Below are 23,764 nucleotides of genomic sequence, written 5' to 3' on the forward strand. Positions count from 1 at the left end.
CATCGAATGGATGATCCGACAGGCACGGATGGAATTCGGAATCCCGGCACCCTGCCGCCCTTCGAGTTGCCGCTTCACGGCCGACGACGTACCCGTGGCGAACGCGGCCCACAGCCTGGGGAGCGTGAAAGCCCGGCAGGCCACCTCACCGGCGCCGCGGCCCTCGCGGCGATCTTCTTCGCGCTCGCCTGGCTCATGCGCGAGATCCCCTATCCGTGTACCCTCATCAGTCGTATTCGCGCTGCGCGCCTACCTCGATCACTTCGGGCTGGTGTTCGGCTGTTTCGACTTTGCCCTGGAGGCCGACGAAACGGCCAATGATCCTTACCGCTGGATATTCCTGGAATGCAACCCGAACGGGCAATGGGGTTGGCCGCCCGATGCGGGCGCAATAGCCGGCGCTTTCGCCGAAACCCTGTTGGAGGGATGGTTCGCATGAACCTGGCTGCCAAGCTCCGTCATGAACTGGCCGCCGCCGTTGACTCTCCGACCTGGCGTGCGGCGCTTGAAGCGGTGCCGCGCGAGCTCTTCGTGGGCGATGCCGTCTACCGCTACCGGGCCGGACAAGGCCGGGTGGCGGTGCATCGCTCCGAGATGGACCCGGAGGACTGGCTAGCCCTGGTCTACACCGATGAGACATGGGTGACCCAGGTCAATGGCGTCATGGCCGAAGATGCAACCCGGCCCATGGGCATCTTGCTGCCCACATCGTCGTCAACGCTCCCGAGCCTGGTTGTCCGGATGCTTGAAGCTGCCGAGATCGGCGAAGGCGAAGAGGTGTTGGAGATCGGAACCGGAACGGGCTACTCCACGGCTTTGCTGTGCCATCGGTTGGGCGATCGCGCCGTCACATCGATCGAGTTCGACCTCGTTGTAGCCGAGCGCGCGAAAGTCGCGCTGAACGTGGCCGGGTACATGCCGACGCTCGTGCAGGATGACGGGCTGATCGGGTACGAGGCGAACGCTCCCTACGACAGGCTCATTGCCACCTGCGCGGTGCGTACGATCCCGCCCTCGTGGGTGCGGCAGATGCGTCCAGGCGGGACGATCACGGCCCCCATGCTGGGTTGGACGGGCGGGGTCGCGTTCGCGCATCTCCACGTCGCTGACGACGGCACCGCAAGCGGACGTTTTCTCAAGGACGACGTCTACTTCATGATGGCGCGGCCCCACCTGCCGCCCCCTCGACCAACCATGACTATGGGTACGGGCGAGGTGAGCGAGAGCAGGATCGACCCGAGCATTCTCACGGACGACACCGCCCTGTGGGTTGCCCAGCTCGCCGTCCCGCAGGCGCAACACGGATGGGCCGAAGACATCCTGACTCTGCTTGATGTGGAGACCGGGGCACAGGCCGACGTCCGGCCCTCAGTCGAGGGTGGCTGGACAGTCCACCAAGACGGGCCACTCAAGTTGTGGGACGCCGTTGAAGACGCCATTCTGACGTGGCAGGAAGCCGGTCGGCCCCACCAATCCGGCTTCGGGCTCACCGTCACACCCGAGGCGCAATGGGTATGGCTGGGCGAGCCTGACGGGCCTTCCTGGGCGTTGCCCACCTGAAGAGCCGTTTCTTAGTGCGGTGACCGCAAACTTTCACCAGTCTGACGAAGGGGAAACCCCCGGCTCAGGATGCCTGCCGAACCAGCGACTCAAAGGCGCCGCAGGAAGTCCAGACTTCGCCGCCAGGTGCGATCGGCCGCTTTCGCATCGTGATCATGCAAGTTCGCGTCCGTGTAGAAGTGTCCGACACCTGGATAGGTGAAGACCTCCACAGCGGCACCCGCGCTCATCGCGGCCTTCGCCCAGCCGTCGACAGCAGCGGGCGGCGCGAACGAATCCGGATTTGCGACGTGCAGTTGTACAGGCAGGGCGGGCCGCGCGGACGCGGGGAGCTGCGTGATGCCGTGCAGGAGCAGCAGACCAGCCGTGTCGCGCCGTTCGGGCAGCAGTTCCCCGACCACCCCGACGCCCATCGAAACGCCGGCGAGAACGGTGCCCCCAGGCATTCTCCGGACGGCATCGCGGGCTCGTTCCACGATGACCTCCCAACCGATCCGGTATGAGCCATCCCATCATCCTCTCCGCTTCACGGCCGGCGACGCACCCGCGGCGAACGCGGCCCACAGCCGGGGGAGCGTGAGGGGGCCGGCAGGCCACCTCGCCGGGGATCGGGGCGAAGCCCCGATCCCCCATCGGCACGCCCGAGCGCCAGCGAGGACCGCTCGGGGTGGGCTCCAGCAGGCCAACCCGGTAATCGCGCAACGGGCGGGCGCCGGCGAGCGCAGCGAGCGGGGGTTTGCCGGGGTCGAAGGGGCGGAGCCCCTGGGAGGCAGGGCCCGAGCACTCGCATGGCACGAAGTGCCTCCCGACGCGAGGACCTTGCATTTCCCCTGGGAGGTCACATGTTGATCATGTGGCCGGCGAGGCCGTGGACCGCCTCCTTGACCGCTTCCCCGAGCGTCGGGTGCGCGTGGACGTTGCGGGCGACCTCGTGCACGGTCAGGTCCCACTGCTGGGCCAGCGTCAGCTCCGGCAGCAGTTCGGTGACCTCGGGCCCGATCAGGTGGGCGCCGAGCAGCTCGCCGTGCGTGTTGTCGCTGATGATCTTGACGAAGCCGGCCGAGTCGCCCAGGCCGTGCGCCTTGCCGTTGGCCGTGAAGGGGAACTTCGCCACCTTCACGTCGTAGCCCAGGTCACGCGCCTGCGCCTCGGTGTAGCCGAAGCTGGCCACCTGCGGCTGGCAGTACGTGGCCCGCGGGATCATCACGTAGTCGAGCTCCATGGTCTCCGCGTCGGCGATCGTCTCGGCGGCGATGATGCCCATGGACTCCGCGGCGTGCGCCAGCATCAGCTTGGCGGTGACGTCGCCGATGGCGAAGATGTGCGGCACGCTCGTACGGCAGCGCCCGTCGACCGCGATGGCGCCCCGGTCGGTCAGCGCCACGCCCGTCTTCTCCAGGCCGTAGCCTTCGACGCGCGGCTGGAAGCCGATGGCCTGCAGCACCTTGTCGGCCTCGAGCACCTGGGTCTCGCCGCCGCGGGTGACGGTGACCTTGACGGAGGCGCCGGTGTCCTCGATGGCGTCCACGCGGGTCGAGGTCAGCACCTCGATGCCGAGCCGCTTGTAGCGCTTGGCCAGCTCGGCCGACACCTCCTCGTCCTCAAGCGGCACGACCCGGTCGAGGAACTCCACGATCGTCACCTTGACGCCGTAGTTGTGCAGCACGTACGCGAACTCCACCCCGATGGCGCCGGCGCCCGCGATGATGATGCTCTCCGGCAGCTCCTCGGTGAGGATCTGCTCCTCGTACGTCACCACGCGCTCGGAAAGCTGCGTGCCCGGGATCAGCCGGGTGGTCGCGCCCGCCGCGATGATGCAGTGGGAGAACGTGATCGTCTCGCCGTTCACCTGGATCGTGTTCGCGTCCAGGAACGTGCCGCGGCCGTCGTACTCCGTGATGGCGTTCTTCTTCATCAGGTAGTGAACGCCCTTGACCCGCCCGTCGGCCACCTTGCGGCTGCGCTGGAAGGCCGCGCCGTAGTCGAAGGTGACCTGGCCGCTGATGCCGAACGTCTTGGCCTCGTTGTTGAAGATGTGGGCCAGTTCGGCGTTGCGCAGCAGCGCCTTGGACGGGATGCAGCCCACGTTCAGGCAGACGCCACCCCAGTACTTCTCCTCGACGACCGCGGTGCGCAGTCCGAGCTGGGCGGCGCGGACGGCGGCCGTGTACCCTCCCGGACCCGCGCCGAGAACGACGACGTCATAGTGAGTGCTCATGAGTCGGACCATACCGTCAGCTAGACCTCGACCTTGTACGAGAGGGTGAGCTCGTCGGCGGGCACCCCGCGGATCCCCCAGTTCACCTTGGGCATCTCGATGATCGTGATCTCCACGTCCTCCGGCTCGTAGCCGGATTTATCGTAGATTTCCCTGATCAGCGCCCGCTTGGCGTCGTCGCTGCGCCCGGTGAAGCAGATCACCTCGATGATGAGGTAATTGTCACTGCGCCCGGGGCACACGAAGTCGTCCTCGTCCAGCAGCAGGAACCGGTGGAACCGCTTCTCCGGCGGCATGCCCCAGGCGCTCACCAGGCACGACTGCACTAGATCGGAGATCTCCCGCTGCCGCCCGGCCCACACGTCCCGGCGCCCGTACACCTTCACCTGTGCCATATCGGCAATATAGAGGGTGTGATCCGCGTACTTCTGGCCGACGACGAGGCCATGATCCGGGCCGGGGTCAAGGCGATCCTCGCCTCCGACCCGACGCTGGAGGTGGTGGCCGAGGCCGGTGACGGCAGGCAGGCCGTCGACCTGGCCATCAGCCACCGCCCCGACGTGGCGCTGCTCGACATCCGCATGCCCAGGCTCGACGGTCTGGGCGCGGCGAGCGAGATGCGCAGGGTCGCGCCGGCGACGGCCGTGGTGATGCTGACCACATTCGGGGAGGACGACTACATCGCCAAGGCGCTCGACATCGGGGCGAGCGGGTTCCTGCTCAAGTCGGGCGATCCACGCGAGCTGATCGCCGGGATCCACGCGGTGGCCGACGGGGCCGCGTACCTGTCGCCCAGGGTCGCCCAGCGGGTGATCGCGCAGTTCGCCGGCGGCCGGATGACCAAGGGGGCGCGGGCCCGCGACCGCGTCGGCCCGCTCACCGACCGGGAGCGCGAGGTGCTCGCCCTGGTCGGCGCGGGCATGTCCAACGGCGAGATCGCCCGCGAGCTGCACATCGTCGAGGGCACGGTGAAGGCGTACGTGAGCGCCATCCTCACCAGACTCGGCGTGCGCAACCGCGTGCAGGCCGCGATCATCGCCCACGAGGCCGGGTTGGTAGCCTGACCCGTGATGTATCGCCTCGTGTTCACGCAGGTCTTGCGGCGTTTCGACGCCGAGGCCGTGCACCATCAGACCGTGAGCGCCCTCGCGCTCCTCGCGCGGCTGCCCGTGGTCAAGCGGCTGCTCTTCCGCGCGCTCGCACCCCACGACCCGGCCCTGCGGGTGACCGCGTTCGGCGTGCACTTCCCTGGCCCGCTCGGCCTGGCGGCCGGGTTCGACAAGGACGCCGCGTGCGCCGAGGGCATCGCCGCGCTCGGCTTCGGCCACGTCGAGGTCGGCACGATCACCGCGCACGCCCAGCCGGGCAATCCGCGCCCGCGCCTGTTCAGGCTGGTGGGAGAGCGCGCGGTGATCAACCGGATGGGCTTCAACAACGCCGGGGCGGCCGCCGCCGCCCGCAGGCTGCGCCGCGCCCGCGGCGTCCCCGTCGTGGTCGGGGTCAACATCGGCAAGACCAAGGTGGTGCCCGAGTCGGAGGCCGTGGCCGACTACGTGGCCAGCGCCAGGGAGCTCGCGCCGCTGGCCGACTACCTCGTGGTCAACGTCAGCTCGCCCAACACGCCCGGGCTGCGCAACCTCCAGGCGGTCTCGCTGCTGCGGCCGCTGCTCACGGCGGTCAAGGAGGTCGCGGACGGCACGCCCCGCCGCACTCCGCTGCTGGTGAAGATCGCCCCCGACCTCGCGGACGAGGACGTGGACGCGGTCGCCGACCTGGCGCTGGAGCTGGGCCTGGACGGCATCATCGCCACCAACACCACGATCAGGCACGGCGGCGAGACGGGCGGGCTGTCGGGCCGCCCGCTCAAGGGCCGCTCGCTGGAGGTGCTCAGGCGCCTGCGCGCCAGGGTCGGCGACCGGCTCACGCTGGTGTCGGTCGGCGGGGTGGAGGACGTGGACGACGTCTGGGAGCGCCTGCTCGCCGGGGCCACCCTGGTCCAGGGCTACACGGGCTGGGTCTACGGCGGTCCCCTCTGGGCCTCGCACATCCACCGGCAGCTCTCCAGGCGCGTACGCCGCCACGGCCTCAAGTCCGTCGCGGACGCCATCGGCCGCACCGCCTGAATCCCCTATCGTTGGGCGAATGATCGAAGAGGTACCTCTAGCGGACGGCGTCGTCCTGCGACCGGCCGCCGAGCAGGACGCCGAGGCCCTGGTACGCGCCTACGACCGCAACCGCGACCACCTGAAGCGGTGGGAGCCCCGCAGGGCCGACGAGTTCTTCACCCTGGACGGGCAGGCCAAGCGGCTCAAGAGCCTGCTCGAGGATCAGGCGCAGGGCCGGGCGACGCCGTGGGTGCTCGCGGACGGCGAGGAGATCGTGGGCCGCGCGACGCTCAGCGGCATCGTCCGCGGCCCCTGGCTGAGCGCCGACCTCGGCTACTGGGTGGACGGCGGCTACGTCGGGCGCGGCCTGGCCACCGGCGCCGTGCGGGAGGTGTGCCGGATGGCCGACGAGGAGCTGCGGCTGCACCGGATCGCGGCCAGCACCCTGCTCGACAACGCGGCCTCGCAGAACGTGCTGCTCAAGACAGGGTTCGAGCCGTACGGCACCGCCGACCGCTACCTCGAGATCGACGGCAGGTGGCAGAGCTGCCGCCTCTTCCAGCGCATCCTCAACGACCGCCCGGCCATGTGAGTCACACGCTGGGGCGGGTCGACTCCGCGTCGTGCGTCATGGCGTCGATGCGGGCCATCACCTCGGAGACGGGCACCACGCCCGGCCGGTGCGGACGCCGCCGCTGCCACGGGTGCGGCCCCGCCGGCGGGCGGTACTCCACCCCGAGCGCGTCCAGCCGCCCCAGGTGCTCTTCCAGCCGCCCCGTGAAGCCGTCGGCGGGCCCCGCCCACCCGACCTCCGCCAGCGCGCAGGCCCGCGGCCACAGGCGGTAGTCGACCGTGCGGGCGTCGGGCACGCGCTCGGTCCAGAGCTGCGCCTGGACCCCCAGGACCCGGGCGCGCTCCTCCTCCGTCCAGGAGGCCGGGGCCGGGTCGAAGGCGGCCACGTCCGAGACGGTGACGGCGTCGCCGATGGCCATGGGCTCGTCCGCCGAGGCCGCCTCCGCATAGTCGAAGTACAGCGGGAACACCGGGGTCGCCACCACGTCGTGTCCGGCCGCGGCGGCCCGGCGGCCCACCCCCATGCCCCGCCACGGCATCACCACGGTGTCCTCCCGCAGCCCGCCGCTGACGAACGCCTCGTCCCACACCACGGCTCGCGTGCCCCGCTCGGCCAGCGCGTCCGCGAGCCGCCGCAGGAACCACGCCTGCAGGTCGTTGGAGGTGGCCAGCCCGAGCGAGTCGCGGTACGCGGTGATCTCCGCGGACTCACCCCAATGGTCCAGCACGACCTCGTCACCGCCGATGTGCACGTAAGGCGTCTCGCCCAGTGCCCCGATCAGCTCGTCGAAGATCGTGGTCAGGAACTCGACGGTCGGCGGCAGCGGCGACAGGATCGCCGAGGAGATGCCCCACCGGTCGAGCACGTCGTACCGCTCCCCCGTCGCCCCGAGCGCCGGGTAGGCCGCCAGGATCGCCGACGCGTGCCCCGGCACGTCGATCTCGGGGACGACCGTGACGCACCGGGCGCGGGCGTAGGCGCCGATCTCGGCCAGGTCGTCGAGCGTGTAGTAGCCCCCGTGCGGCAGGTCGTCGTACGTGTCCGGCTCCCGCCAGTAGTTGGTCGCCGTACGCGGCCGGTGCGAGGAGACCTCGTGCAGCAGCGGGTACGCCCTGCTCTCCACCCGCCACCCCTGGTCGTCCACCAGGTGCAGGTGGAGCCGGTTGAGCTTGTGCGTCGCCATCAGGTCGAGCAGCCGGAAGATCTCCCGCTTGGGGAAGAAGTGCCGCGCCACGTCCAGGTGCAGCCCGCGCCAGGCGAAGCGCGGCGCGTCCTCGATCCGCACCCCTGGAACGGGCCACGAGGCCCCGGTGGAGAACCGGTAGGAGGCGGCGGGCAGCAACTGGTGCAGCGACTGCGCCGCGTAGAAGGCCCCGGCCCGCCCGCCGGCCACGATCTCCACGCCCCGCGAACCCGCCGTCAGCCGGTACGCCTCCTCGCCGAGCGCCGGATCCCGCCGGACGTCGATCTCACCCGCGTCGCCGGGCCGCAGGTCGAGCAGCGGGAGCGCGAGGCGTACGGCGTCCACCAGGTCGCCGGACACGGTCGCGCCCGAGGTCAGCTCGAAGGAACCGGAAAGATCGCTGCGCAGCTCTGGGCGAGGAATCATGCTTCGAGATAGTGCTGCAATCCGTTCGCCAGCGCCAGCGCGATCTTCTGCCGGAAGCCGGGATCCTGGAACTTGGCCGCCTCGGCGGCGTTGCGCATGTTGCCGCACTCGATGAAGATCTTCGGCACGGTCGACAGGTTGAGGCCGCCGAGGTCGTTGCGGTAGTCGAGGGCGTTGCGGCCGACGTAGGTGGAGTACGGCAGGCCCGTGCCCTTGGCGAACGCGTTGCGCACGTCGATGCCGAGCCTGCTCGACGCGCCCACGACCTTGTCCACGGGGCCGTTGATCTTCTTCGGCATGATGACGTGGAAGCCGTGGTTGGCGGGGGCCGAACCGTCGCCGTGGATGGAGATCGCGGCGTCGGCGTGGGCCTTGTTGCCGATCGCGGCCCGCTGGGTGATGCACGGGCCCACGCCGTTGTTGCTCGTCCTGGTCAGCTTGACCGTGGCCCCGCGGGCTTCGAGGATCTTGACGAGCCGCTTGGAGACGTCGAAGGTGAAGGCGGCCTCGCTGTAGCCGCCGTTGGTCTGGGTGCCCGTCGTGTCGCAGGGCTTCCACTTGGTCAGCACGTTGACCTTGCGGTTGACGGCCGCGGGGTCGCGGTAGTTGCCGCCGTTGTGGCCCGGGTCGATCACGACGACCTTGCCCTCGAGCGGCTTGGCGTCGGGCGGGGACTGCTTGGCGGGAGATTGCTCCGCGGAGGTCGCGGAAGCCTGCTCCGCTGCTGTCGCGGGAGCGGCCTGACCTGCCGCGGCGTCACCGGTGCCGGTGCCGCCACACGCGGAGGCGATCAGGCCGCAAACGGCGAGAACTGAGGCTGGCAGAGCACGCATGGCTTCCAACTTACGGCACGCCCGGAGCTCAAGCCCGTCTTATGGCAACTACGGCAGGTGGAGGGGAATCGTACGTACTGGCAGGGCCCCTAGGCCCTCACCAGACGCGCTCGCCGATCTCCTGGCGCTCCAGCAGGGCGGCCAGCTCCCGCGCGTCCTCGGCGTCGAGCCCGAGGACGACGCGGGGCCGGCCCCACGGGTGGTCGAGGGAGTGGGCGACGTAGCTGGCGACCGACTCAGCGGCGCCGTCGACGCCCCGCCCCCTCCCAGCCCGCCAGTGGCCCCAGGCGCGCTCGAGCTCGGCCGCCGCGCGCTGGGCGCAAGACACTAGTTCCGGATCACGCATGACTGTTCCCCCGGATCAGATCATGACCGGATCGGATCCGGTCACAAATAGCATGACCCTGACGAGTAAACAGCCGCGCGGCCACGTCTCCGCGCGGCTTGACCCAGCTTTGATGTTCTCTTAGGCGGGACCCGTGCTGCGCCGCACGATCAGTTCGGGGCGGATCTCACGCAGGCGCGAGACCTTGGCGGGGTCCCCGATCCGGTCGCTCAGCAGCGCCGCCGCCGACCTTCCCATGGTGCGGCGGGGCTGGTCGACCGAGGTGAGCGAGATGTGGTGGGAGGCCGACAGGTGCGTGTTGTCGTAGCCGACCACCGAGAGGTCTTGCGGGACTCGCAGGCCCAGGTCGCTGGCGGCCGAGAGCACGCCGAGCGCGACCACGTCGTTGGCGGCGAAGATCGCCGTGGGCCTGGGGTCGCGGGTGAGCAGCGCCGTTGCCGCCTCCCTGCCACCCTCCTCGGTCGAGTCCGCGGCCTCGACCATGATGTACGGCGCCAGCGAGTGCCTGCGCATGGCCACGAGGTAACCCTCGCAGCGCGACGAGCGCCGGCCCTCGATGTGCGCGATGCGCTTGTGGCCCAGCTCGACCAGGTGGTCGATGGCCAGGCGAGCGCCGAGCTGGTCGTCGTCGACCACGATGTCGACTCCGTCGAGCTCGATGTCACGTTCCCCTACGACGACGGTCGGGGTGTAGGCGGTGGCCTCGATCAGCGTCTCGCTGGTCGGCGCGATGCCCAGGAGGACCAGCCCGTCCACCCTGAGCTCGAGGAAGGCCTCGACGGCCTCGTCCTCGAACGCCGGGTCCCACTGGCTGTTCCCTATGAGCATGCGCAGGCCGTCGCCGTGCAGGCTCTCCTGCAGACCGTCGAGGAACTCTGCGTAGAACGGATTGTGCAGGTCGGCGACGAGCGCGCCCACCAGATGCGTACGGCCTTCGACCAGGCTCCGCGCAACCGCGTTCGGCCGGTAGCCGAGTTCGCGGGCGGCCTGCAGCACGGCCTGGCGCCGGTGCTCGCTCACGTGCGGGGATCCGCGCAGCACGAGAGAGACCAGCGATTTCGAGACGCCGGCTCGTTCGGCGACGTTGCGGATGGTCGGTCTGGGCCGAGGCAGCGTGTCTACCTCTCTGAGCTCGGTAATGGTTGAAGTGTTGACGGGCGGTCCTGACATGTGTCTCCCCCGCGATGCGGATATGGGCACCTGTCTGACCAAACGATCGAGTTCGCCGCAGGGTACGGCCTTCTCACCGTTTGACTCACGGAATCATCGCGAGTTGACCCGGGGAACCGGTGGCACGGCGTCGGCTACTGTGCAGGTGTGACACCCGGGAAGTCAGCCGAGACGGCACGTCCGGCGCGGCGCAGGCTCAGCGTCGACCGGCGTCGCGAGGAGCTGATGGCGGCCGCGCTCGAGCTGTTCAGCACCCGTGACGCGGAAGACGTCTCGATCGACGACGTGGCCTCGGCGGCGGGCGCTTCGCGGGCCCTGGTCTACCACTACTTCGGTGGCAAGCAGGAGCTCTATGTGGCCGCGCTGAAGAGCGCGGCGGAGCAACTGGAGTCCCGGCTTCGCCCTCATGAGGGCGGCAGGCCGCTCGAGGAGCTGGCCTCCGGGCTCAGGCGCTACTTCGACTTCGTCGAGGAGCACGCGGCCGGGTTCGCCGCGCTGCTGCGCGGGGGGCCCGCCAACAGGGTGGGCGAGGTCGGCGAGATCGTCGACGGCGTGCGCCGGCGACTCTTCCGCCTCATCCTGAAGCAGATGCGGGTCGACGAGGCCAGCCCGGTGCTGCGCACGACCCTGCGCTCGTGGATCGCCTCCGTGGAGACGGCCGGCCTCGACTGGCTCGAGCACCGTGACATAGAGCGACCGACGCTGGAAAAGATGCTCGTCGATCACATGGTCGCGCTGCTCGGCGTGGCCGCCGCCTACGACGGCGACGTGGCCACACTGCTGGAGCGCCTCAAGTAGAGAAGGATGGCGCCGGGCGGGCGGCGCCAACTCTCCCATGCGACGTTGTGCCGTCACAGCGGTGGACCAGGCCGTCGGCCTGGCTCACCCTCAACCCCCCTGAGGATTCGTGACGACCCTCACTTACTCCGAGCGCTGCTGCGGAATCCCCGCGAGCAGTGCCCGGACCTCGGTCTCCCGGTAACGCCGATGACCGCCGAGGGTGCGAATCGACGTCAACTTACCCGCCTTGGCCCACCGCGTAACGGTCTTGGGGTCGACCCTGAACATGGTCGCGACCTCAGCGGGCGTGAGCAGTGGCTCGGCCTCGGGTGTACGAGCTGACATTTGTGCGGCCTCTCCTCCGTGTGGACCGGCTTAGCGATCCTGTGACTGCCTTTGCGCGTGTCACGGATGTCCCCCTATGGCACAGAGCGTGCGGCTTTTCTGAGCCATATGCGGCATCACCCGATGTGACCATACCGCCACGCAGAGCGATTGGCGAGCCCTTCTTTGACCCAACTGCCCGCCCCCGCGGCGATGTCACGCTCGGTGATTCTAGCGACACGGTTCGTGGTATCGCAGTGAAAACGGCAAACTACTCAGTTCGCAGAAGAGAGCAGCCGTGAGACGTGACCTACTCATGCAGGTCAGACGGTCGTATTGAGCCTCAGTTGGCAGATTCCAGCTGTTGCATTGACTTCCACCGGAGGATCACCCTCTGGTACATGGCGTAGGCAAGTTCTTCTTGACCCGTGTCCAGGCCGGTCAGAGCGGCCGACAGCTCGGCGACCGACTGGTCGGCCTGCAGAGCGTCGTCGTCCATGAGGTGGACGAGGCCGCCGTAGTCGAGCTCGACCAGCGAGTGCGGGTGGAACTCCTCCAGCCACCTGGCGATGTCCTCCACGTCGAAGTTGGCCGCCACGTCGCCCAGGTGCCTGCGCAGCACGTTGAGCGCCCTGGCCGCCCGCCTCCTGGCCTGTGCCATGGAGGTGACGTAGATGAGGTTGCGTCCGGTAGCGGTCGTCACGTCCTGTCCCGGGTTGGCGGAGCCGAGCACCAGCCAGCGCTCGTTCCCATCAAACGGCACGAACCACGATGGCGGCACATGCCACGCCGTGGTGCGAATGTGCGTACGCAACGCGGACGAACCGGCCTGCCGCTTGTACCGGTCGAAGTCGTCCGCCACCTGGTCGGCGATCCCCTTGGGCACCAGGCGGTCCATCAGCTTCACAGGAGTGGCGCCACGCAGCCTTGAGAACGCCAGCCACGAGCGCAAACGGGTTTGCCAGGGGCAGACATAGAGACGGTCCTCAACACGCCGGAGATAGGCGTTGGGGCTCTCCTGGGCGGGAACGGGTTGAGGGGGCATACCGAGAAGGCGCATGACCGACTCGCCGTGCTCCGCATTGAGCGCGTTCGCGCGGCGCGGGCGGTCCCGTGAGTCGGCGTAGTCGGCCCACACCTTGCGCTCGGGTTCGGCGAACGCGGTCAGTGGCTCATAGACGCGGAGGTAGGCGGCATAGGGCAGCACGGAGGCATCGTGTCATGAAGCGAACCTGCGTGCACCGTTGTGGCTTACTACGCTGTGAGGTGATCTCCGTCGCAAAGGTGCGGCGGACCGGACAGGGAGTCACTACCGTGACCGACGTCTTCGGTTCGTCCCAAAAGGACGTCCACGAGCAGGTCGTGTTCTGCGCCGACGAGCAGAGCGGCCTGCGTGCCATCATCGCCATCCACAACACGGCCCTGGGCCCTGGGCTGGGTGGCACCCGCTTCTATCCGTACGAGAGCGAGAGCGCGGCCCTGGCCGACGTGCTCAACCTCGCCAAGGGCATGTCCTACAAGAACGCGCTGGCCGGGCTCGACCTGGGCGGCGGCAAGGCCGTCATCATCGGCGACCCGGCCCACGACAAGAACGAGGCGCTGCTGCGCGCGTACGGGAGGTTCGTGCAGTCGCTCGGCGGGCGCTACATCACGGCCTGCGACGTGGGCACCTACAGCGAGGACATGGACGTCATCGCCCGCGAGTCACGCTTCGTGACCGGCCGCTCGCCGGCCTACGGCGGGGCGGGGGATTCGTCCATCCTCACGGCGTTCGGCGTGTTCCAGGGCATGCGGGCCTCGGCCGAGCGCGTGTACGGCACCCCGTCGCTGCACGGCAGGCGCGTCGGCGTCGAGGGGGTCGGCAAGGTGGGCCACCGCCTCGTCGAGCTCCTGCGCGAGGACGGCGCCGAGGTCGTGATCTGCGACGTCGCCCCCAAGGCCGTCGAACGGGTACGCCTGCGCCACCCGGAGGTCGACGTGGTGGCCGACGCGGCCGAGCTGACCGGATCCGACATCGACGTGTTCGCGCCGTGCGCGCTGGGCGGCGCCCTCGACGACGCGACGGTCGCCCGGCTCCGGGCGAAAATCGTCTGCGGCGGCGCCAACAACCAGCTCGCCCACCCCGGGGTCGAGAAGCAGCTCGCCGAGCGCGGCATCCTCTACGCACCCGACTATGTCGTCAATTCGGGAGGCGTGATCCAGGTCGCGGACGAGATCGAAGGCTTCGACATGGAACGAGCCAGATCGAAGGCCACCCAGATCTACGACACGACCCTGAAGATCTTCCAAATCGCTGCCGATGAGGGCGTTCCTCCCGCTGTCGCAGCGGATAGGCTAGCCGAGCGCAGAATGTCGGAAGTCGGGCGTATTAGGGGCATTTGGCTGGGCGGCTGACGCCCCACGCCCATACGACGTACCGAGCTGGGCACAAAACAGGTACGGTAATAGGCGAACGATAGGCTGACGCCCAAAGAGAAGCGGCGTCAGTGTGTGGTGCGTTAGCGACGAGGGGTCGGGGACGACCCCACACGAGGGGGTCGAGCCAATGGGGCGCGGCCGAGCAAAGGCCAAGCAGGTCAAGGTTGCTCGCCAGCTGAAGTACAACAGCGGTGGCACGGATCTTGATCGTCTTCGCGATGAACTCGGGGTCGGAGACTCCAGCAGCAATGACGACGCCGACGACCTCAACGATGAGCTGGCGGATCGCTATGCCGATTACGCCGATGACTATGGCGCCGGAGACGACGAGGACGACCGCCCTTCCGGCCGTCGGTAGCCGTTCCTGGTTGACGTGACGGAGGTCGGCGTCCGCGCTGGATCCTCCTTCACGCTCGTCGGGCCCCACGGGCAACCGTGGGGCTTTCGTCACGTGGTCGTCTTTTCCAGGAAGCCCGCGATGACCGGCGCGATCTCCGGCAGCTTCTCCTCCAGCGCGAAGTGCCCGGTGTCGAACACGTGCACCTCCGCCTCGGGCACGTCCCGCCGGTACGCGTGGGCGCCCGCCTCCAGGAAGATCGCGTCTCCCCGTCCCCAGAGCACCAGGGTGGGCGGGCGGTGCAGGCGTAGCCATTCCTGCCAGGCCGGGTAGCGCGCGAGGTTCCCGGCGTAGTCGCGGGCGAGGGCCAGCTGCGCTTCCTTGCGTCCCGGCAGGTCCAGGAAGTGCTGGTCGAGCGTCCATCCGTCGGGCGCCACGAGCGCCGGGTCCGTCGTGCCGTCCTCGTACTGGCCGCGGGTGAACGGCAGCGTGAACAGCTCGCCGGACGGCGTCTTGACGGCCTGGCGCGCCATCTCGGACAGCCCCTCGTCGTACGCGTTGGCGTTCTGCACGATGAGCCCCGCGATCCACTCGGGATGCCGCTCGGCCACCCGGAACCCGACGGGCCCGCCGAAGTCGAACGCGTACAGCACGAACGGCCCGAGCCCGATCGCCTTCACGAACCCCTCTATGACGTCGGCCAGCCGGTCGAAGGAGTACTCGAACCCGTCGGGGGTCCGCGTGTGCCCGAATCCGGGGTAGTCGGGCGCGATGACCCGATAGCGGGTGCCCAGGGCGTCCATGAGCCGCCGGTACTGGTGCGACGCGGACGGGAACCCGTGCAGCAACAGCAGCGGGACGCCGCCCTCCGGCCCCGCCTCCCGATAGAAGACCTCGACCCCGTCGACGTCCACGAACCCGTGCCGCACGTATGGAATCTGCATCTCACATGCCTCTTTCTCTCGAAGACGCATTAGTTATAGACCGAAAGGTCCTAATGGGTCAACCCATGGATGTAGCATTAGCGGCATGGAGTTGCTGACGGGTGAGCCCCTGGCCCTGGACCTGGTCAACACGCGGACCCGCGACCACGACGCGCTGGCCCGGGCCGCCGACTTCGACGACTGGCTGGCCAGGCAGTCTGACCGCCTCACCCTGCCCGACGCACCCTTCCCCGCCGACGACCTGGCCGCCGTCCGCAGCCTGCGCGCTCATGTGGAGGCGGCCCTGGACGCCGCCCGCCAGGCCGTCCCCGCGCCACCCGAGTCGATCGCGGCGATCAACGAGGCCCTGCGGCTCTCCCCGCCGTATCCTCAGCTGGAGGCCCGGGGAGTCGTCTTCGCGAGCGTCACGCGGCGGGACGGCACGGGCGTGAGCCGGCTGCTCACGCAGCTCGCCGAGGCTGCCGTCGACCTGCTGACGGACCCCAACGTGGGCAAGGTCCGCTCCTGCGAGGCCCCCGACTGCCGGATGCTCTTCCTCCCGGCCCACCCCCGCCGCCGCTGGTGCTCACCGACGCTCTGCGGCAACCGGATCCGCGTCGCCCGCTACTACCAGCGACACAAGCCGGATCACTCCCAGACGTAGAGCGCGGCCCCCAGGAGGACGACGGTGAGCGCGCAGGCCCAGCCGCGCACGGCGTTGAAGCGGGTCCAGCGGGGCAAATAGTCCGCCCAGTCGGCCTCGCCCGCGTCGATCGCGTTGTTCAGCGGGATGTTGACCGCTCCCGTCACCATGATCGAGCCGGCGAAGGCGACGACGGCGCCCGCGACGGCCAGGATGCCCGGCAGGCTGCCGGGCCCGGCCACGAACAGCAGGATCCCGGCGATCAGCGCGAGGATCGGCGCCAGCGTGAACGTGGACAGGAACGCCGGATTGAGGATCTTCCGGTTGATGCTCCGCATGACGGCTGCCGCCTGCTCCTTGTCGACGGCGTCGAGGCCCGGCATCACCGACGTCGAGAACGCGAAGTAGACCCCTGCCATGAGGCCGTTGAGCACGAGGGCGAGGATCAACGCGACGGCCGCGAGTACGTCCATGCGGCAATGATCCCGCGCGGGTCAGATCTTTTCCACAGGGTTGTCGCCCGCGGTTGCTAGCCTGCCGGGCATGCTGGAGATCGGTGAGGTCGTGGCCATGCCGCTGCCGCTCGGCGGTTTCGGCGCCTGCCAGGTGACGGCGGCGGGCGGCGAGCTGACGGTGTGCGTGTTCGACTGGCACTCCGACGCGGTGCCCGCGCTCGACGACCTGCGCGGGGCCCACCCGCTGATCATCGACCACCACAGCTGGGAGGGCGTGCCCCAGATCCTGTCCGTCGACGCGTCCGCGCCGCTGCCCGCCGGTTTCGTCCGGCTCGGGTCGCTGCCCGTGGACGCCGCCATGCCGCGCTCGACCAACGCGTACGGCGGGTGGCCCGCCCTGGGTGTGCAGGTCGTCCTCCAGCGGCACTGGGACCTGCGGGTATCCGACGAGGTGAAGGCCGCCTACAAGGGCGCCGCTCCCGGGCAGATCGAGGCCGACTTCGGCGGCCTGCGCATCCGCAGGCCCGCCATGGTGTCCGGGCTCGACCTGCGGGAGCTCCACGGCGAGGTCCGCTGGGCCGGGCTGGACGCGCTGCCCCGGGTGACCTCGCTGACCTGGGCGGGGCCCGACCGCGGCCTGGCCGCCGCCCTCTCGTCCCGGCCGATCATCACCAGCCTGCACTGGGCCGACCCGCCCGCCGAGGTCGATCTGGGCGGGACGCATCTCAACGAGCTGACGTTCGCCGGAGCCTCGCCGCGCCGGCTCGTCCTGCCGCCCACCCTGACCCGCCTGCGCCTGGACGCGGCGCCGCCCGAGCTCGTCACGGCGGCCGCCGGCGGGCGGTGGATCCGCCTGACGACCCGCTCCGGCGTCCCCGCCGGGCTGAGCGGCGTGCGCGAGGTGGCGATGGAGGTGGCGGGCGACCTGCGGCTCTCGGCGCTCGACGGGCTCGCCGAGCTGGAGTCGCTGCGGATCCAGTGGCTGCGCTCCTACGGCGGGCTCGTCGGCGCGACCGCGTTCCCCCAGCTGCACACGCTGGAGCTGGTCGACGCGTACGGGGTCGACGCTTCGATGCTGCCCCCGCCCGGCGGCGCCCTGCGGCACCTCAGCGTCGCCTCGCTCAGGAGCAGCCAGAGCGGGCCGATCAAGCAGCGCTACCGGGGCTCGCAGGTGCAGGTCCGGCTGCGCGGGGCCAAGTCGGACAAGTGGCTGGCCGCCAACATCGACAATCCGCTGCGCAACTGGGTGGACGACGACCGGCGGGCCGGGGCGGCGGCGTGCCGGGCTTACACGACGGCCTCCGAGGCCATCGGGCGGCTCAGCGCCGACGACCCGGGCGGGGTGGCCGACGCCAGGCAGACGCTGCGGGAGTTCGTGGAGAGGCTCAACGACCTCGACGGACGGCACGGGATGATCGACACGTTGCGGCGGGAGGAGGCGGGCGACGCCTTCATGGCGCTGGCGGCGCGGGCCGGCGTGCCCTCGGGCGAGGCCGGGTCATGGTTCGACGAGTGGCGCGACTTCTGAGGCCAGCGTCTGGCCCGCCTCCACGGCCTCACGCAGGCTCCTGGCCAGCGTGTCCGCCTGCTCGGTCAGGTCGCGCAGGCCCTCGGCGTCGCCCGTCTGCGCCAGCAGGTCCCGATATCGGTCGTTGCTGCGCTGCAGCTCCTGGGCGCGCAGGGCCGAGTCGGCCGCCTTGACGAGGCCGGCGTACACCTCCAGCTCCCACACCCGCTCGGTGACCGCCGCCACGGAGCGCCGCAGGGCCTCCTGTTGGGGTTCGAGCACGGCGGCCAGCTCGGGTGTCATCATCTCGGCCCGCGCCTCGGCCTGCTCGGCCCGCAGCTCCGTCTGCGTACGCAGGAGGCGGGCGATGTGCCACAGCCGCTCGGGGAGCACGACGTCGTTGGCGACGGTGTCGAGGAGCCCCAGGCGATTCACCCGGGAGTCGGTCACCTCCATGATCGCCTGCCTGGCCCGGGCCAGCAGGGTGAGGGCCCGGGAGTCCAGCTCGGCGGGGTGGACGTGATGCGCGCCGCCCCTCGGCTCCGGCTCGGGCCGGGAGAGGCCGATGTAGAGCACGGTGACGAGGAAGACCATCAGGCCCGCCATCCCCGCCGACTCGTGGTCGGTCCTGAGGGCCGCGGCGCCGAACAGCGCGCCGCTCAGCCCCGTGACCCCCGCGGCGACGGCGAGCAGGCGTCTCATCCACGGCGGCGGCGCGGGCTCCCGGCGCCCGAGCAACAGCGTCCGGACACCGAAGATCCGCCGCCGCTCCCTCCGGGAGACGGCGGGGTCCACGATCGGTTCGTCCATGCGCGACGCCTCCCCCACTAGGCTGCTCTTCGAGCACACCGCGTGCGACCCCGCCGGATCCACCAGCCCCGTGTGCGGATGTGGTGCAGATGTCGTGCAGCTACGCTTTCAGCCGTGTCCCGACTTCCTGAGCTGTACGTCGCCGTGGACGTGGAGGCCGACGGGCCGATCCCGGGCCCCTACAGCATGATCTCCCTGGGGATGGCCGTGGCCGGGCGGCCCCACCTGACCTTCTACACGGAGCTGCGGCCGATCTCCGACGACTTCGTGCCCGAGGCGCTGGCCGTCTCGGGCCTGGACCGTGACCGGCTGCTGCGGGAGGCGCCCGCGCCCGAGGTGGCCATGGCGGCGGCCGCCCGCTGGGTCGACGGCCTGCGGAAGGTCGGCCGCCCGGTGTTCCTGGCCGCGCCCGCGGTGTGGGACGGGATGTTCGTGCACTGGTATTTCATGCGGTTCGTCGGCAAGAGCCCGTTCGGTGCGACCGGCTCAGGCGTCGACCTGCGGAGCTACTGGATGGGGCAGACCGGCTGCGAGTGGCGCGAGACGGGCAAGAGGACCATGAAGCGGCGGCTGGGGCTCGAGGGGCTGCCGCACACGCATCACGCCGGGGATGACGCGGCGGAGCTGGCGCAGATGTTCGAGGCGGTCATTCTCACGAGATCTTCAGAATCCGCACAGGAAGCTCTGAGGGAGTCCGGAGAGCGTTGAGGGGATCGGAGATTCCCCCTCGCTCGTATCGGACGGTGGTCCCGCATGACCTCGACCTCGGTGAAGCCCGCTGCCCTCTCGACGGGCCGCGCGGTGGTGCGTCTCGGCCTCCTGGGGCTGGTCGCGATCGGCATCATGGGCGCCGCTCTTGAGCTCGCCTTCGAACGCCACTGGCAGAGCCCGGTTCAGCTGATCCCGTGGGTGGCCCTGGTGCTGCTGGGGTTCGCGCTGGTGCTGCTCGCCCTGCGCGACACTCCCCGGGCGGTCACCGTGGTACGGGTGGTCGCGCTGGTGGTGCTGCTCGCGTCCGCGTACGGCGTCTTCATGCACGTGTCCGTCAACCACGGCGCGGGCGCGGCCGATCCCACGTGGGACACCCTTTCCCCGCTCACCCAATGGTGGTACGCGCTCACCAAGTCGGTCGGCCAGGCGCCGCCGCTCGCGCCCGGCATGCTCGCCCAGAGCGCGCTGCTGCTCACGCTGGCCACGCTGACGTCCAAGACCGATCGTCCGTGAACGGCGACTGAACGGCCCCGAATCGGAACCTTTCCCGCATCTTTCGCGTCACACCCACACAAAGCGCGTGTGACTCGTAAGGCTGGTGAGGTTCGAGTGGCGTTAGGTCGTACATTCATAGCGGCGGTCGCGGTGGCGGCCACCGTGTTCAGTGCTGACGGGGCGGCGGCGAAGACGGAGCCCGCGCCCAAGGCGGAGCCCCGGCCGGCCGTCCCGGCGGTGGCCGTGTCCACACCCGCCGCCGCGGTCGCGGCAGAGCCCGAGTGCGTCCGGGTCAAGGGCGCGGAGGCCTGCGTGGGGCCGGACGGGAGCGACCGTCCGGGCATCACGATCGAGGACACGGCGAACGACAAGCGCCACGCCACCGTGGAGTACTACCTCAACGGTTACCTGGGCACCATGTACGTCATCCACAACCTGGGGCGTAAGGGTGAAGTCCGGGGCAACCGAGAGATCGGGAAGATCGTGACGTTCCGGGCGGCGGTTTACGAGGGCAACCACCGGGTGCGGTTCGGGCGATGGAAGACCGTCCGCAACATCACGAAATATCCGATAAAGCGGGAAACGCGGGTCACGACGGCCGCCGCGCGGTCCCGGTCCAAGACGTGCACCTCCACGAAGGGCGCCTCCATCCTGTGCTTCAACGAGCGGAACACGGTCGTCTTCGCCTGTGACACGAGCGCCGACCAGTACCAGGCCCGCGCCGAATACTTCATCGCCGGCGACCCGACCGCCCGTTTCGAGATCCACCAGCTGGCCGGGGTGAACACCTGCGGCAAGGCCGAGCACGGGGACCTCGCCGTCAGCATGTACCGTGCCTCGCTCTTCGACCACAACCGGCGGGTTGCCACCAGGCTGTACAAGTACAACTAGGCGAAGGGCCGGATGATCTCCCGTACGGCCTCGGCGGACTCCCGGGGGTTGTCGTCGTGGGCGAGGCTGCTCAGCAGCTCGCGCAGATGGAACACCCGCATGCGGTCCCGCCAGCCGTCGGCCAGGTGCGCCGCGTCCGCGTACACCTCGAAGAAGCGGTTCGAGGCGACCGGGCGCGGCGAGCACCAGAGCATGCTGAGGTCGGCCTCGGCCCAGCTGTAGGAGACGGCCGGGTCGATCAGCGCCGGATCCCCCGCGCGGCCGGACAGGATGTTCTCGCGCCACAGGTCGCCGTGCGTCAGCACCGGCGGCCGTGGCGGGAGCAGGTCGGGCAGGGCGGCGCACAGGCGTTCGAGCGCCCGCCGCTCCTCGCGGCCGAACGCCGCCTCCACCAGCGGCTCCGGCAGCCAGCGCAGGATCCTGCGCTCGGCGAAGAACGCGTGGCCGTCGGCGTCCCAGGTGTTGTCCTGGCGCAGCCGGCCCAGCCAGCCGTCCCGGTGCCAGCCGAACCTGTCGGCCGCGGTCGTGGTGTGGAGAGTGGCGACGGTGCGGGCCAGGTCCTCCCAGAAGCGCTCCTCCTCGTCGCGGCGCGGTGGCAGGGGTTCGAGCACGAGCAGGTCAGGGGTGGCCGCCAGCACCTCGGGCGTGGTGACGCCGCCCAGCTCGCGCAGCGCCCGCAGCCCCTCGGCCTCCACCTCGAACAGGCCGGGCACGGGGGTGCGCAGGGTCTTCGCGAACACCCGCGAGCCGTCGCGCAGGGTCGCCAGGCCGGCCAGCGCCACCACTCCCCCGCCGGCCGCCTCCGCGGACACGGCGTCGAACCCGGCCTCCCTCAGGCGTGCGAGCAAGAGATCCACGATCGGCCCCCATGAAAGTTTCAACGGTGTTTGACGGGTGAGGCGGCGCACCTCATGATCATGATGCCTCCTGGTCAGGAGGAGGCGTCGAGTGAATTCCGCTATCCATGGCGAGGTACGCCGATGCCCAGACCGCTGTTACGAGCCGCGTCCGCCCTCCTGCTGACGCTGACCGCCCTCAACGCCCCCGCGGCGCACGCCGACGACGTCACCCCGGTAGCGGTGACCGTCAACGCGCGCGCCGCGCTCGCCACCGTCCCCGGAACCGGCATCGGGTCCAACCATGCGATCTGGGACACGAATCTCGGGACCGACGAGACCGCCGACCGGCTCAAGGACGCCGGCGTGAAGATGCTGCGCTATCCCGGCGGGTCGTACTCCGACATCTACCACTGGGCCACCCACACCGCCCCCGGCGGCTACGTGGCGCCCAACACCGACTTCGACACGTTCATGCGCGGCGTGCGGCGTACCGGGGCGCAGGCCATGGTGACCGCCAACTACGGCACCGGCACCGCCGACGAGGCCGCGGCCTGGGTCCGCCAGGCCAACGTCACCAAGGGCTACGGCATCAAATACTGGGAGATCGGCAACGAGAACTACGGCAACGGCCACTACGGCTCCGCCTGGGAGGCCGACGACCACGCCGACAAGAGCCCGGCCGAGTACGCCCGCAACGTCGTGGCCTACGCGGACGCCATGAAGGCGGTCGACCCGACCATCAAGATCGGCGCGGTGCTGACCACGGCGGCCAACTGGCCCGACGCCATCACCGCCGACGGCGACAGCGGCACCTGGAACAAGGTCGTCCTCTCGAACGCCGGATCGAAGATCGACTTCGTGATCCTGCACTGGTACCCCGGCGCCCTCGACAGGACCGGCCACGTGACCGACATGATCCAGCTCACCCGCCAGCAGCTCGCCAAGTACGTGGGCCCCGGCTCGGAGCGGATCGGCATCGCGATGACCGAGTTCAACACCGGGTCCAGCAGCAACGGCACCAACACCCAGCCCGGCGCGCTGGCCGCCGCCGACGCGTACGCGACGCTGCTGGCCAACGGGGTGTTCACGGTCGACTGGTGGAACGTCCACAACGGCATCGGCACGGTCACCCAGGTCGAGGGGCACACCGACTACGGCGACTTCGGCCTGCTGTCGAGCGGCACGTGCACCTCCGACAACAGCGTCTGCGAGCCGGCGCTCAACACGCCCTTCGCCCCCTATTACGCGCTGCAGATGGTGAGCAAGTTCGCCCGGCCGGGTGACCAGTTCGTCCGAGCCGCGACCGACCAGGCCAAGGTCGTCGCGCACGCCGCCCGCCGGCCCAACGGGGACCTGGCGGTCATGCTGATCAACACCTCGAACGACACGTCGTACCCCGTCGCGATCGACTACTCGGGCTACACTCCCGCGGCCGGCGCTCCCACCGTACTGACCCACACCAACGGCGCCACCAGTATCACCACCTCGACCGGCGGGACCGCGGCCAGTCAGACGCTGCCGCCCCTCTCCCTGACCACCCTCGTCCTGCACCCCGCGTCCCCGCAGACCGGCCTTCCCGGCGCCCCCGGCCAGCCGGCGGCCTCGCAGGTGACGGACACGACCGCCACGATCTCCTGGCCCGGCGCCGCCCCCGGCTCGCGCCCCATCGCCAAGTACGAGCTCTACCGCCAGCACGGAGCCGTCAGCGAGCAGCTCGGCGAGACCTCCGGCACCTCGTTCACCGTGAACAACCTCAAGCCGGGCACCCGCTACACGATCAACGTGATCGCCCGTGACAGCGGCGGCGGCCTGTCGTGGGCATCCCCGCCGCTGACGTTCACGACCGGCACACCCGCTTCCAGCTCCTGCTCGGTACGGCTGACCGTCACGACCGACTGGGCCAGCGGCTACGTCGGCGCCATCGACATCACCAACAACGGCGCCCCGGTCAGCGGCTGGACCCTGAACTTCAGCTGGCCCAGGTCGTGGCAGAGCCTGGGCAGCGGCTGGAGCGGCGTCTGGACGCAGACCGGGTCGGACGTGAAGGTCGTCAACGAGGCGGGCAACGGCGCGCTCGCCACGGGGGCCACCGCCACGGTCGGCTTCGTGGGCAACTACTCCGGCCCGAACGTCCTGCCCGCCGTCTTCACCCTCAACGGATCCGTCTGCACGACCCGGTGACAGCGCGTCCGGGGCCGCTTCGGCGGCCCCGGATC

27 protein-coding genes are annotated in these 23,764 nt (G+C 69.9%); 14 read left to right on the forward strand and 13 right to left on the reverse strand.

The annotated features are described in order from the left end of the window. Positions 1–124: 124 nt before the first annotated feature. Together ACIBI9_RS50235 and tgmC are read left to right on the forward strand one after the other, a co-directional pair. A complete protein-coding gene (locus tag ACIBI9_RS50235; protein ID WP_397234125.1) occupies positions 125–439 on the forward strand; it encodes a hypothetical protein in 315 nt (104 codons plus the stop codon). Continuing rightward, positions 436–1,560, forward strand: a complete 1,125-nt coding sequence (gene tgmC / locus ACIBI9_RS50240; protein WP_397234127.1) for an ATP-grasp peptide maturase system methyltransferase — start codon at positions 436–438, stop codon at positions 1,558–1,560. The genes ACIBI9_RS50235 and tgmC overlap by 4 nt, the downstream gene beginning before the upstream one ends. Positions 1,561–1,649: 89 nt before the next feature. Here the strand turns inward: tgmC and ACIBI9_RS50245 are convergent, their stop codons facing one another. The 3 genes from ACIBI9_RS50245 to ACIBI9_RS50255 all read right to left on the reverse strand — a co-directional run bounded on the left by ACIBI9_RS50245 (position 1,650) and on the right by ACIBI9_RS50255 (position 4,173). After that, a complete protein-coding gene (locus ACIBI9_RS50245; protein WP_397234129.1) occupies positions 1,650–2,036 on the reverse strand; it encodes a dienelactone hydrolase family protein in 387 nt (128 codons plus the stop codon). Positions 2,037–2,398: 362 nt separating this feature from the next. Beyond that, positions 2,399–3,778 (reverse strand): dihydrolipoyl dehydrogenase, encoded by a 1,380-nt coding sequence (gene lpdA, locus ACIBI9_RS50250; protein ID WP_397234131.1) that lies wholly within the window; start codon positions 3,776–3,778, stop codon positions 2,399–2,401. Positions 3,779–3,798: 20 nt separating this feature from the next. Then, positions 3,799–4,173, reverse strand: coding sequence for a tautomerase family protein (locus ACIBI9_RS50255; RefSeq protein ID WP_397234133.1), 375 nt, complete (start codon positions 4,171–4,173; stop codon positions 3,799–3,801). Positions 4,174–4,191: 18 nt separating this feature from the next. Between ACIBI9_RS50255 and ACIBI9_RS50260 the strand changes: the two genes are divergently transcribed. Genes ACIBI9_RS50260 through ACIBI9_RS50270 form a run of 3 tightly spaced genes read left to right on the forward strand, consistent with a single transcriptional unit; the run spans position 4,192 to position 6,475 of the window. Then, positions 4,192–4,842, forward strand: coding sequence for a response regulator (locus ACIBI9_RS50260; protein ID WP_397234134.1), 651 nt, complete (start codon positions 4,192–4,194; stop codon positions 4,840–4,842). A 6-nt stretch (positions 4,843–4,848) separates the two neighbouring features. Next, a complete protein-coding gene (locus ACIBI9_RS50265) occupies positions 4,849–5,901 on the forward strand; it encodes a quinone-dependent dihydroorotate dehydrogenase (RefSeq protein ID WP_397234135.1) in 1,053 nt (350 codons plus the stop codon). Positions 5,902–5,920: 19 nt separating this feature from the next. After that, a complete protein-coding gene (locus ACIBI9_RS50270; RefSeq protein WP_397234136.1) occupies positions 5,921–6,475 on the forward strand; it encodes a GNAT family N-acetyltransferase in 555 nt (184 codons plus the stop codon). 1 nt (position 6,476) lies between these two features. Here ACIBI9_RS50270 and ACIBI9_RS50275 read toward each other — a convergent pair whose 3' ends face one another. The 4 genes from ACIBI9_RS50275 to ACIBI9_RS50290 form a co-directional block, all read right to left on the reverse strand. Then, positions 6,477–8,066 (reverse strand): beta-N-acetylhexosaminidase, encoded by a 1,590-nt coding sequence (locus ACIBI9_RS50275; RefSeq protein WP_397234138.1) that lies wholly within the window; start codon positions 8,064–8,066, stop codon positions 6,477–6,479. Then, positions 8,063–8,899, reverse strand: coding sequence for an N-acetylmuramoyl-L-alanine amidase (locus ACIBI9_RS50280; protein WP_397234140.1), 837 nt, complete (start codon positions 8,897–8,899; stop codon positions 8,063–8,065). Before ACIBI9_RS50280 ends, ACIBI9_RS50275 begins: the two co-directional genes overlap by 4 nt. 97 nt (positions 8,900–8,996) lie before the next feature. Continuing rightward, a complete protein-coding gene (locus ACIBI9_RS50285; protein WP_185069048.1) occupies positions 8,997–9,245 on the reverse strand; it encodes a hypothetical protein in 249 nt (82 codons plus the stop codon). 120 nt (positions 9,246–9,365) lie between these two features. Next, positions 9,366–10,415: a LacI family DNA-binding transcriptional regulator gene (locus ACIBI9_RS50290; RefSeq protein ID WP_350737465.1), complete on the reverse strand. Its 1,050-nt coding sequence runs from the start codon at positions 10,413–10,415 to the stop codon at positions 9,366–9,368. Positions 10,416–10,562: 147 nt separating this feature from the next. Between ACIBI9_RS50290 and ACIBI9_RS50295 the strand changes: the two genes are divergently transcribed. Further along, the gene (locus tag ACIBI9_RS50295; RefSeq protein ID WP_397234142.1) at positions 10,563–11,213 is read left to right on the forward strand and encodes a TetR/AcrR family transcriptional regulator; all 651 of its coding nucleotides are present in this window, start codon (positions 10,563–10,565) and stop codon (positions 11,211–11,213) included. Positions 11,214–11,336: 123 nt separating this feature from the next. On the opposite strand, the gene bldC is transcribed toward ACIBI9_RS50295, so the two are convergent. Together bldC and ACIBI9_RS50305 are read right to left on the reverse strand one after the other, a co-directional pair. Beyond that, positions 11,337–11,540 (reverse strand): developmental transcriptional regulator BldC, encoded by a 204-nt coding sequence (gene bldC, locus ACIBI9_RS50300; RefSeq protein ID WP_013133571.1) that lies wholly within the window; start codon positions 11,538–11,540, stop codon positions 11,337–11,339. 322 nt (positions 11,541–11,862) lie between these two features. Further along, a complete protein-coding gene (locus ACIBI9_RS50305; RefSeq protein ID WP_397234144.1) occupies positions 11,863–12,726 on the reverse strand; it encodes a hypothetical protein in 864 nt (287 codons plus the stop codon). A gap of 107 nt (positions 12,727–12,833) precedes the next feature. On the opposite strand from ACIBI9_RS50305, the gene ACIBI9_RS50310 reads away from it, so the two are divergent. Together ACIBI9_RS50310 and ACIBI9_RS50315 are read left to right on the forward strand one after the other, a co-directional pair. Further along, positions 12,834–13,913, forward strand: coding sequence for a Glu/Leu/Phe/Val dehydrogenase (locus tag ACIBI9_RS50310; protein ID WP_397234146.1), 1,080 nt, complete (start codon positions 12,834–12,836; stop codon positions 13,911–13,913). A 151-nt stretch (positions 13,914–14,064) separates the two neighbouring features. Beyond that, positions 14,065–14,295, forward strand: coding sequence for a DUF3073 domain-containing protein (locus ACIBI9_RS50315; RefSeq protein ID WP_394501085.1), 231 nt, complete (start codon positions 14,065–14,067; stop codon positions 14,293–14,295). An 89-nt stretch (positions 14,296–14,384) separates the two neighbouring features. On the opposite strand, the gene ACIBI9_RS50320 is transcribed toward ACIBI9_RS50315, so the two are convergent. Continuing rightward, the gene (locus ACIBI9_RS50320) at positions 14,385–15,218 is read right to left on the reverse strand and encodes an alpha/beta fold hydrolase (protein ID WP_397234148.1); all 834 of its coding nucleotides are present in this window, start codon (positions 15,216–15,218) and stop codon (positions 14,385–14,387) included. An 85-nt stretch (positions 15,219–15,303) separates the two neighbouring features. On the opposite strand from ACIBI9_RS50320, the gene ACIBI9_RS50325 reads away from it, so the two are divergent. Beyond that, complete coding sequence (locus ACIBI9_RS50325) at positions 15,304–15,861, forward strand: CGNR zinc finger domain-containing protein (RefSeq protein WP_397234150.1); 558 nt, start codon at positions 15,304–15,306, stop codon at positions 15,859–15,861. Here the strand turns inward: ACIBI9_RS50325 and ACIBI9_RS50330 are convergent. Further along, positions 15,846–16,313 carry a DUF1772 domain-containing protein gene (locus ACIBI9_RS50330; RefSeq protein WP_397234152.1) on the reverse strand — a complete coding sequence of 156 codons (468 nt, stop codon included), beginning with the start codon at positions 16,311–16,313 and terminating at the stop codon, positions 15,846–15,848. The two genes, ACIBI9_RS50325 and ACIBI9_RS50330, sit on opposite strands and share 16 nt — an antisense overlap. A 70-nt stretch (positions 16,314–16,383) precedes the next feature. Here ACIBI9_RS50330 and ACIBI9_RS50335 point away from each other — a divergent pair, with 70 nt between their 5' ends. Further along, a complete protein-coding gene (locus ACIBI9_RS50335; RefSeq protein WP_397234154.1) occupies positions 16,384–17,823 on the forward strand; it encodes a hypothetical protein in 1,440 nt (479 codons plus the stop codon). Here the strand turns inward: ACIBI9_RS50335 and ACIBI9_RS50340 are convergent. Further along, positions 17,794–18,612: a hypothetical protein gene (locus ACIBI9_RS50340; RefSeq protein WP_397234156.1), complete on the reverse strand. Its 819-nt coding sequence runs from the start codon at positions 18,610–18,612 to the stop codon at positions 17,794–17,796. The two genes, ACIBI9_RS50335 and ACIBI9_RS50340, sit on opposite strands and share 30 nt — an antisense overlap. 114 nt (positions 18,613–18,726) lie before the next feature. Between ACIBI9_RS50340 and ACIBI9_RS50345 the strand changes: the two genes are divergently transcribed. The 3 genes from ACIBI9_RS50345 to ACIBI9_RS50355 all read left to right on the forward strand — a co-directional run bounded on the left by ACIBI9_RS50345 (position 18,727) and on the right by ACIBI9_RS50355 (position 20,709). Further along, positions 18,727–19,320: an exonuclease gene (locus ACIBI9_RS50345; protein WP_397234158.1), complete on the forward strand. Its 594-nt coding sequence runs from the start codon at positions 18,727–18,729 to the stop codon at positions 19,318–19,320. 45 nt (positions 19,321–19,365) lie between these two features. After that, positions 19,366–19,836: a hypothetical protein gene (locus ACIBI9_RS50350; RefSeq protein WP_397234160.1), complete on the forward strand. Its 471-nt coding sequence runs from the start codon at positions 19,366–19,368 to the stop codon at positions 19,834–19,836. Positions 19,837–19,980: 144 nt separating this feature from the next. Next, positions 19,981–20,709, forward strand: coding sequence for a hypothetical protein (locus ACIBI9_RS50355; RefSeq protein WP_397234162.1), 729 nt, complete (start codon positions 19,981–19,983; stop codon positions 20,707–20,709). Here ACIBI9_RS50355 and ACIBI9_RS50360 read toward each other — a convergent pair. After that, complete coding sequence (locus tag ACIBI9_RS50360; RefSeq protein WP_397234164.1) at positions 20,706–21,557, reverse strand: fructosamine kinase family protein; 852 nt, start codon at positions 21,555–21,557, stop codon at positions 20,706–20,708. The genes ACIBI9_RS50355 and ACIBI9_RS50360 overlap by 4 nt on opposite strands. A 132-nt stretch (positions 21,558–21,689) precedes the next feature. Between ACIBI9_RS50360 and ACIBI9_RS50365 the strand changes: the two genes are divergently transcribed. Next, on the forward strand, positions 21,690–23,729 hold the full coding sequence (locus tag ACIBI9_RS50365) for a cellulose binding domain-containing protein (RefSeq protein WP_397234166.1): 2,040 nt from the start codon (positions 21,690–21,692) through the stop codon (positions 23,727–23,729). Positions 23,730–23,764 lie beyond the last annotated feature (35 nt).

Source organism: Nonomuraea sp. NPDC050451, from assembly GCF_044458585.1.

Excerpts from the sequence above, each read along its gene's own strand:
- tgmC (WP_397234127.1), top strand. The coding sequence starts at position 436 with ATGAACCTGGCTGCCAAGCTCCGTCATGAACTGGCCGCCGCCGTTGAC.
- lpdA (WP_397234131.1), bottom strand. The coding sequence starts at position 3,778 with ATGAGCACTCACTATGACGTCGTCGTTCTCGGCGCGGGTCCGGGAGGG.
- ACIBI9_RS50255 (WP_397234133.1), bottom strand. The coding sequence starts at position 4,173 with ATGGCACAGGTGAAGGTGTACGGGCGCCGGGACGTGTGGGCCGGGCGG.
- ACIBI9_RS50265 (WP_397234135.1), top strand. The coding sequence starts at position 4,849 with ATGTATCGCCTCGTGTTCACGCAGGTCTTGCGGCGTTTCGACGCCGAG.
- ACIBI9_RS50270 (WP_397234136.1), top strand. The coding sequence starts at position 5,921 with ATGATCGAAGAGGTACCTCTAGCGGACGGCGTCGTCCTGCGACCGGCC.
- ACIBI9_RS50275 (WP_397234138.1), bottom strand. The coding sequence starts at position 8,066 with ATGATTCCTCGCCCAGAGCTGCGCAGCGATCTTTCCGGTTCCTTCGAG.
- ACIBI9_RS50280 (WP_397234140.1), bottom strand. The coding sequence starts at position 8,899 with ATGCGTGCTCTGCCAGCCTCAGTTCTCGCCGTTTGCGGCCTGATCGCC.
- ACIBI9_RS50285 (WP_185069048.1), bottom strand. The coding sequence starts at position 9,245 with ATGCGTGATCCGGAACTAGTGTCTTGCGCCCAGCGCGCGGCGGCCGAG.
- ACIBI9_RS50290 (WP_350737465.1), bottom strand. The coding sequence starts at position 10,415 with ATGTCAGGACCGCCCGTCAACACTTCAACCATTACCGAGCTCAGAGAG.
- bldC (WP_013133571.1), bottom strand. The coding sequence starts at position 11,540 with ATGTCAGCTCGTACACCCGAGGCCGAGCCACTGCTCACGCCCGCTGAG.
- ACIBI9_RS50315 (WP_394501085.1), top strand. The coding sequence starts at position 14,065 with ATGGGGCGCGGCCGAGCAAAGGCCAAGCAGGTCAAGGTTGCTCGCCAG.
- ACIBI9_RS50320 (WP_397234148.1), bottom strand. The coding sequence starts at position 15,218 with ATGCAGATTCCATACGTGCGGCACGGGTTCGTGGACGTCGACGGGGTC.
- ACIBI9_RS50325 (WP_397234150.1), top strand. The coding sequence starts at position 15,304 with ATGGAGTTGCTGACGGGTGAGCCCCTGGCCCTGGACCTGGTCAACACG.
- ACIBI9_RS50330 (WP_397234152.1), bottom strand. The coding sequence starts at position 16,313 with ATGGACGTACTCGCGGCCGTCGCGTTGATCCTCGCCCTCGTGCTCAAC.
- ACIBI9_RS50335 (WP_397234154.1), top strand. The coding sequence starts at position 16,384 with ATGCTGGAGATCGGTGAGGTCGTGGCCATGCCGCTGCCGCTCGGCGGT.
- ACIBI9_RS50340 (WP_397234156.1), bottom strand. The coding sequence starts at position 18,612 with ATGGACGAACCGATCGTGGACCCCGCCGTCTCCCGGAGGGAGCGGCGG.
- ACIBI9_RS50350 (WP_397234160.1), top strand. The coding sequence starts at position 19,366 with ATGACCTCGACCTCGGTGAAGCCCGCTGCCCTCTCGACGGGCCGCGCG.
- ACIBI9_RS50365 (WP_397234166.1), top strand. The coding sequence starts at position 21,690 with ATGCCCAGACCGCTGTTACGAGCCGCGTCCGCCCTCCTGCTGACGCTG.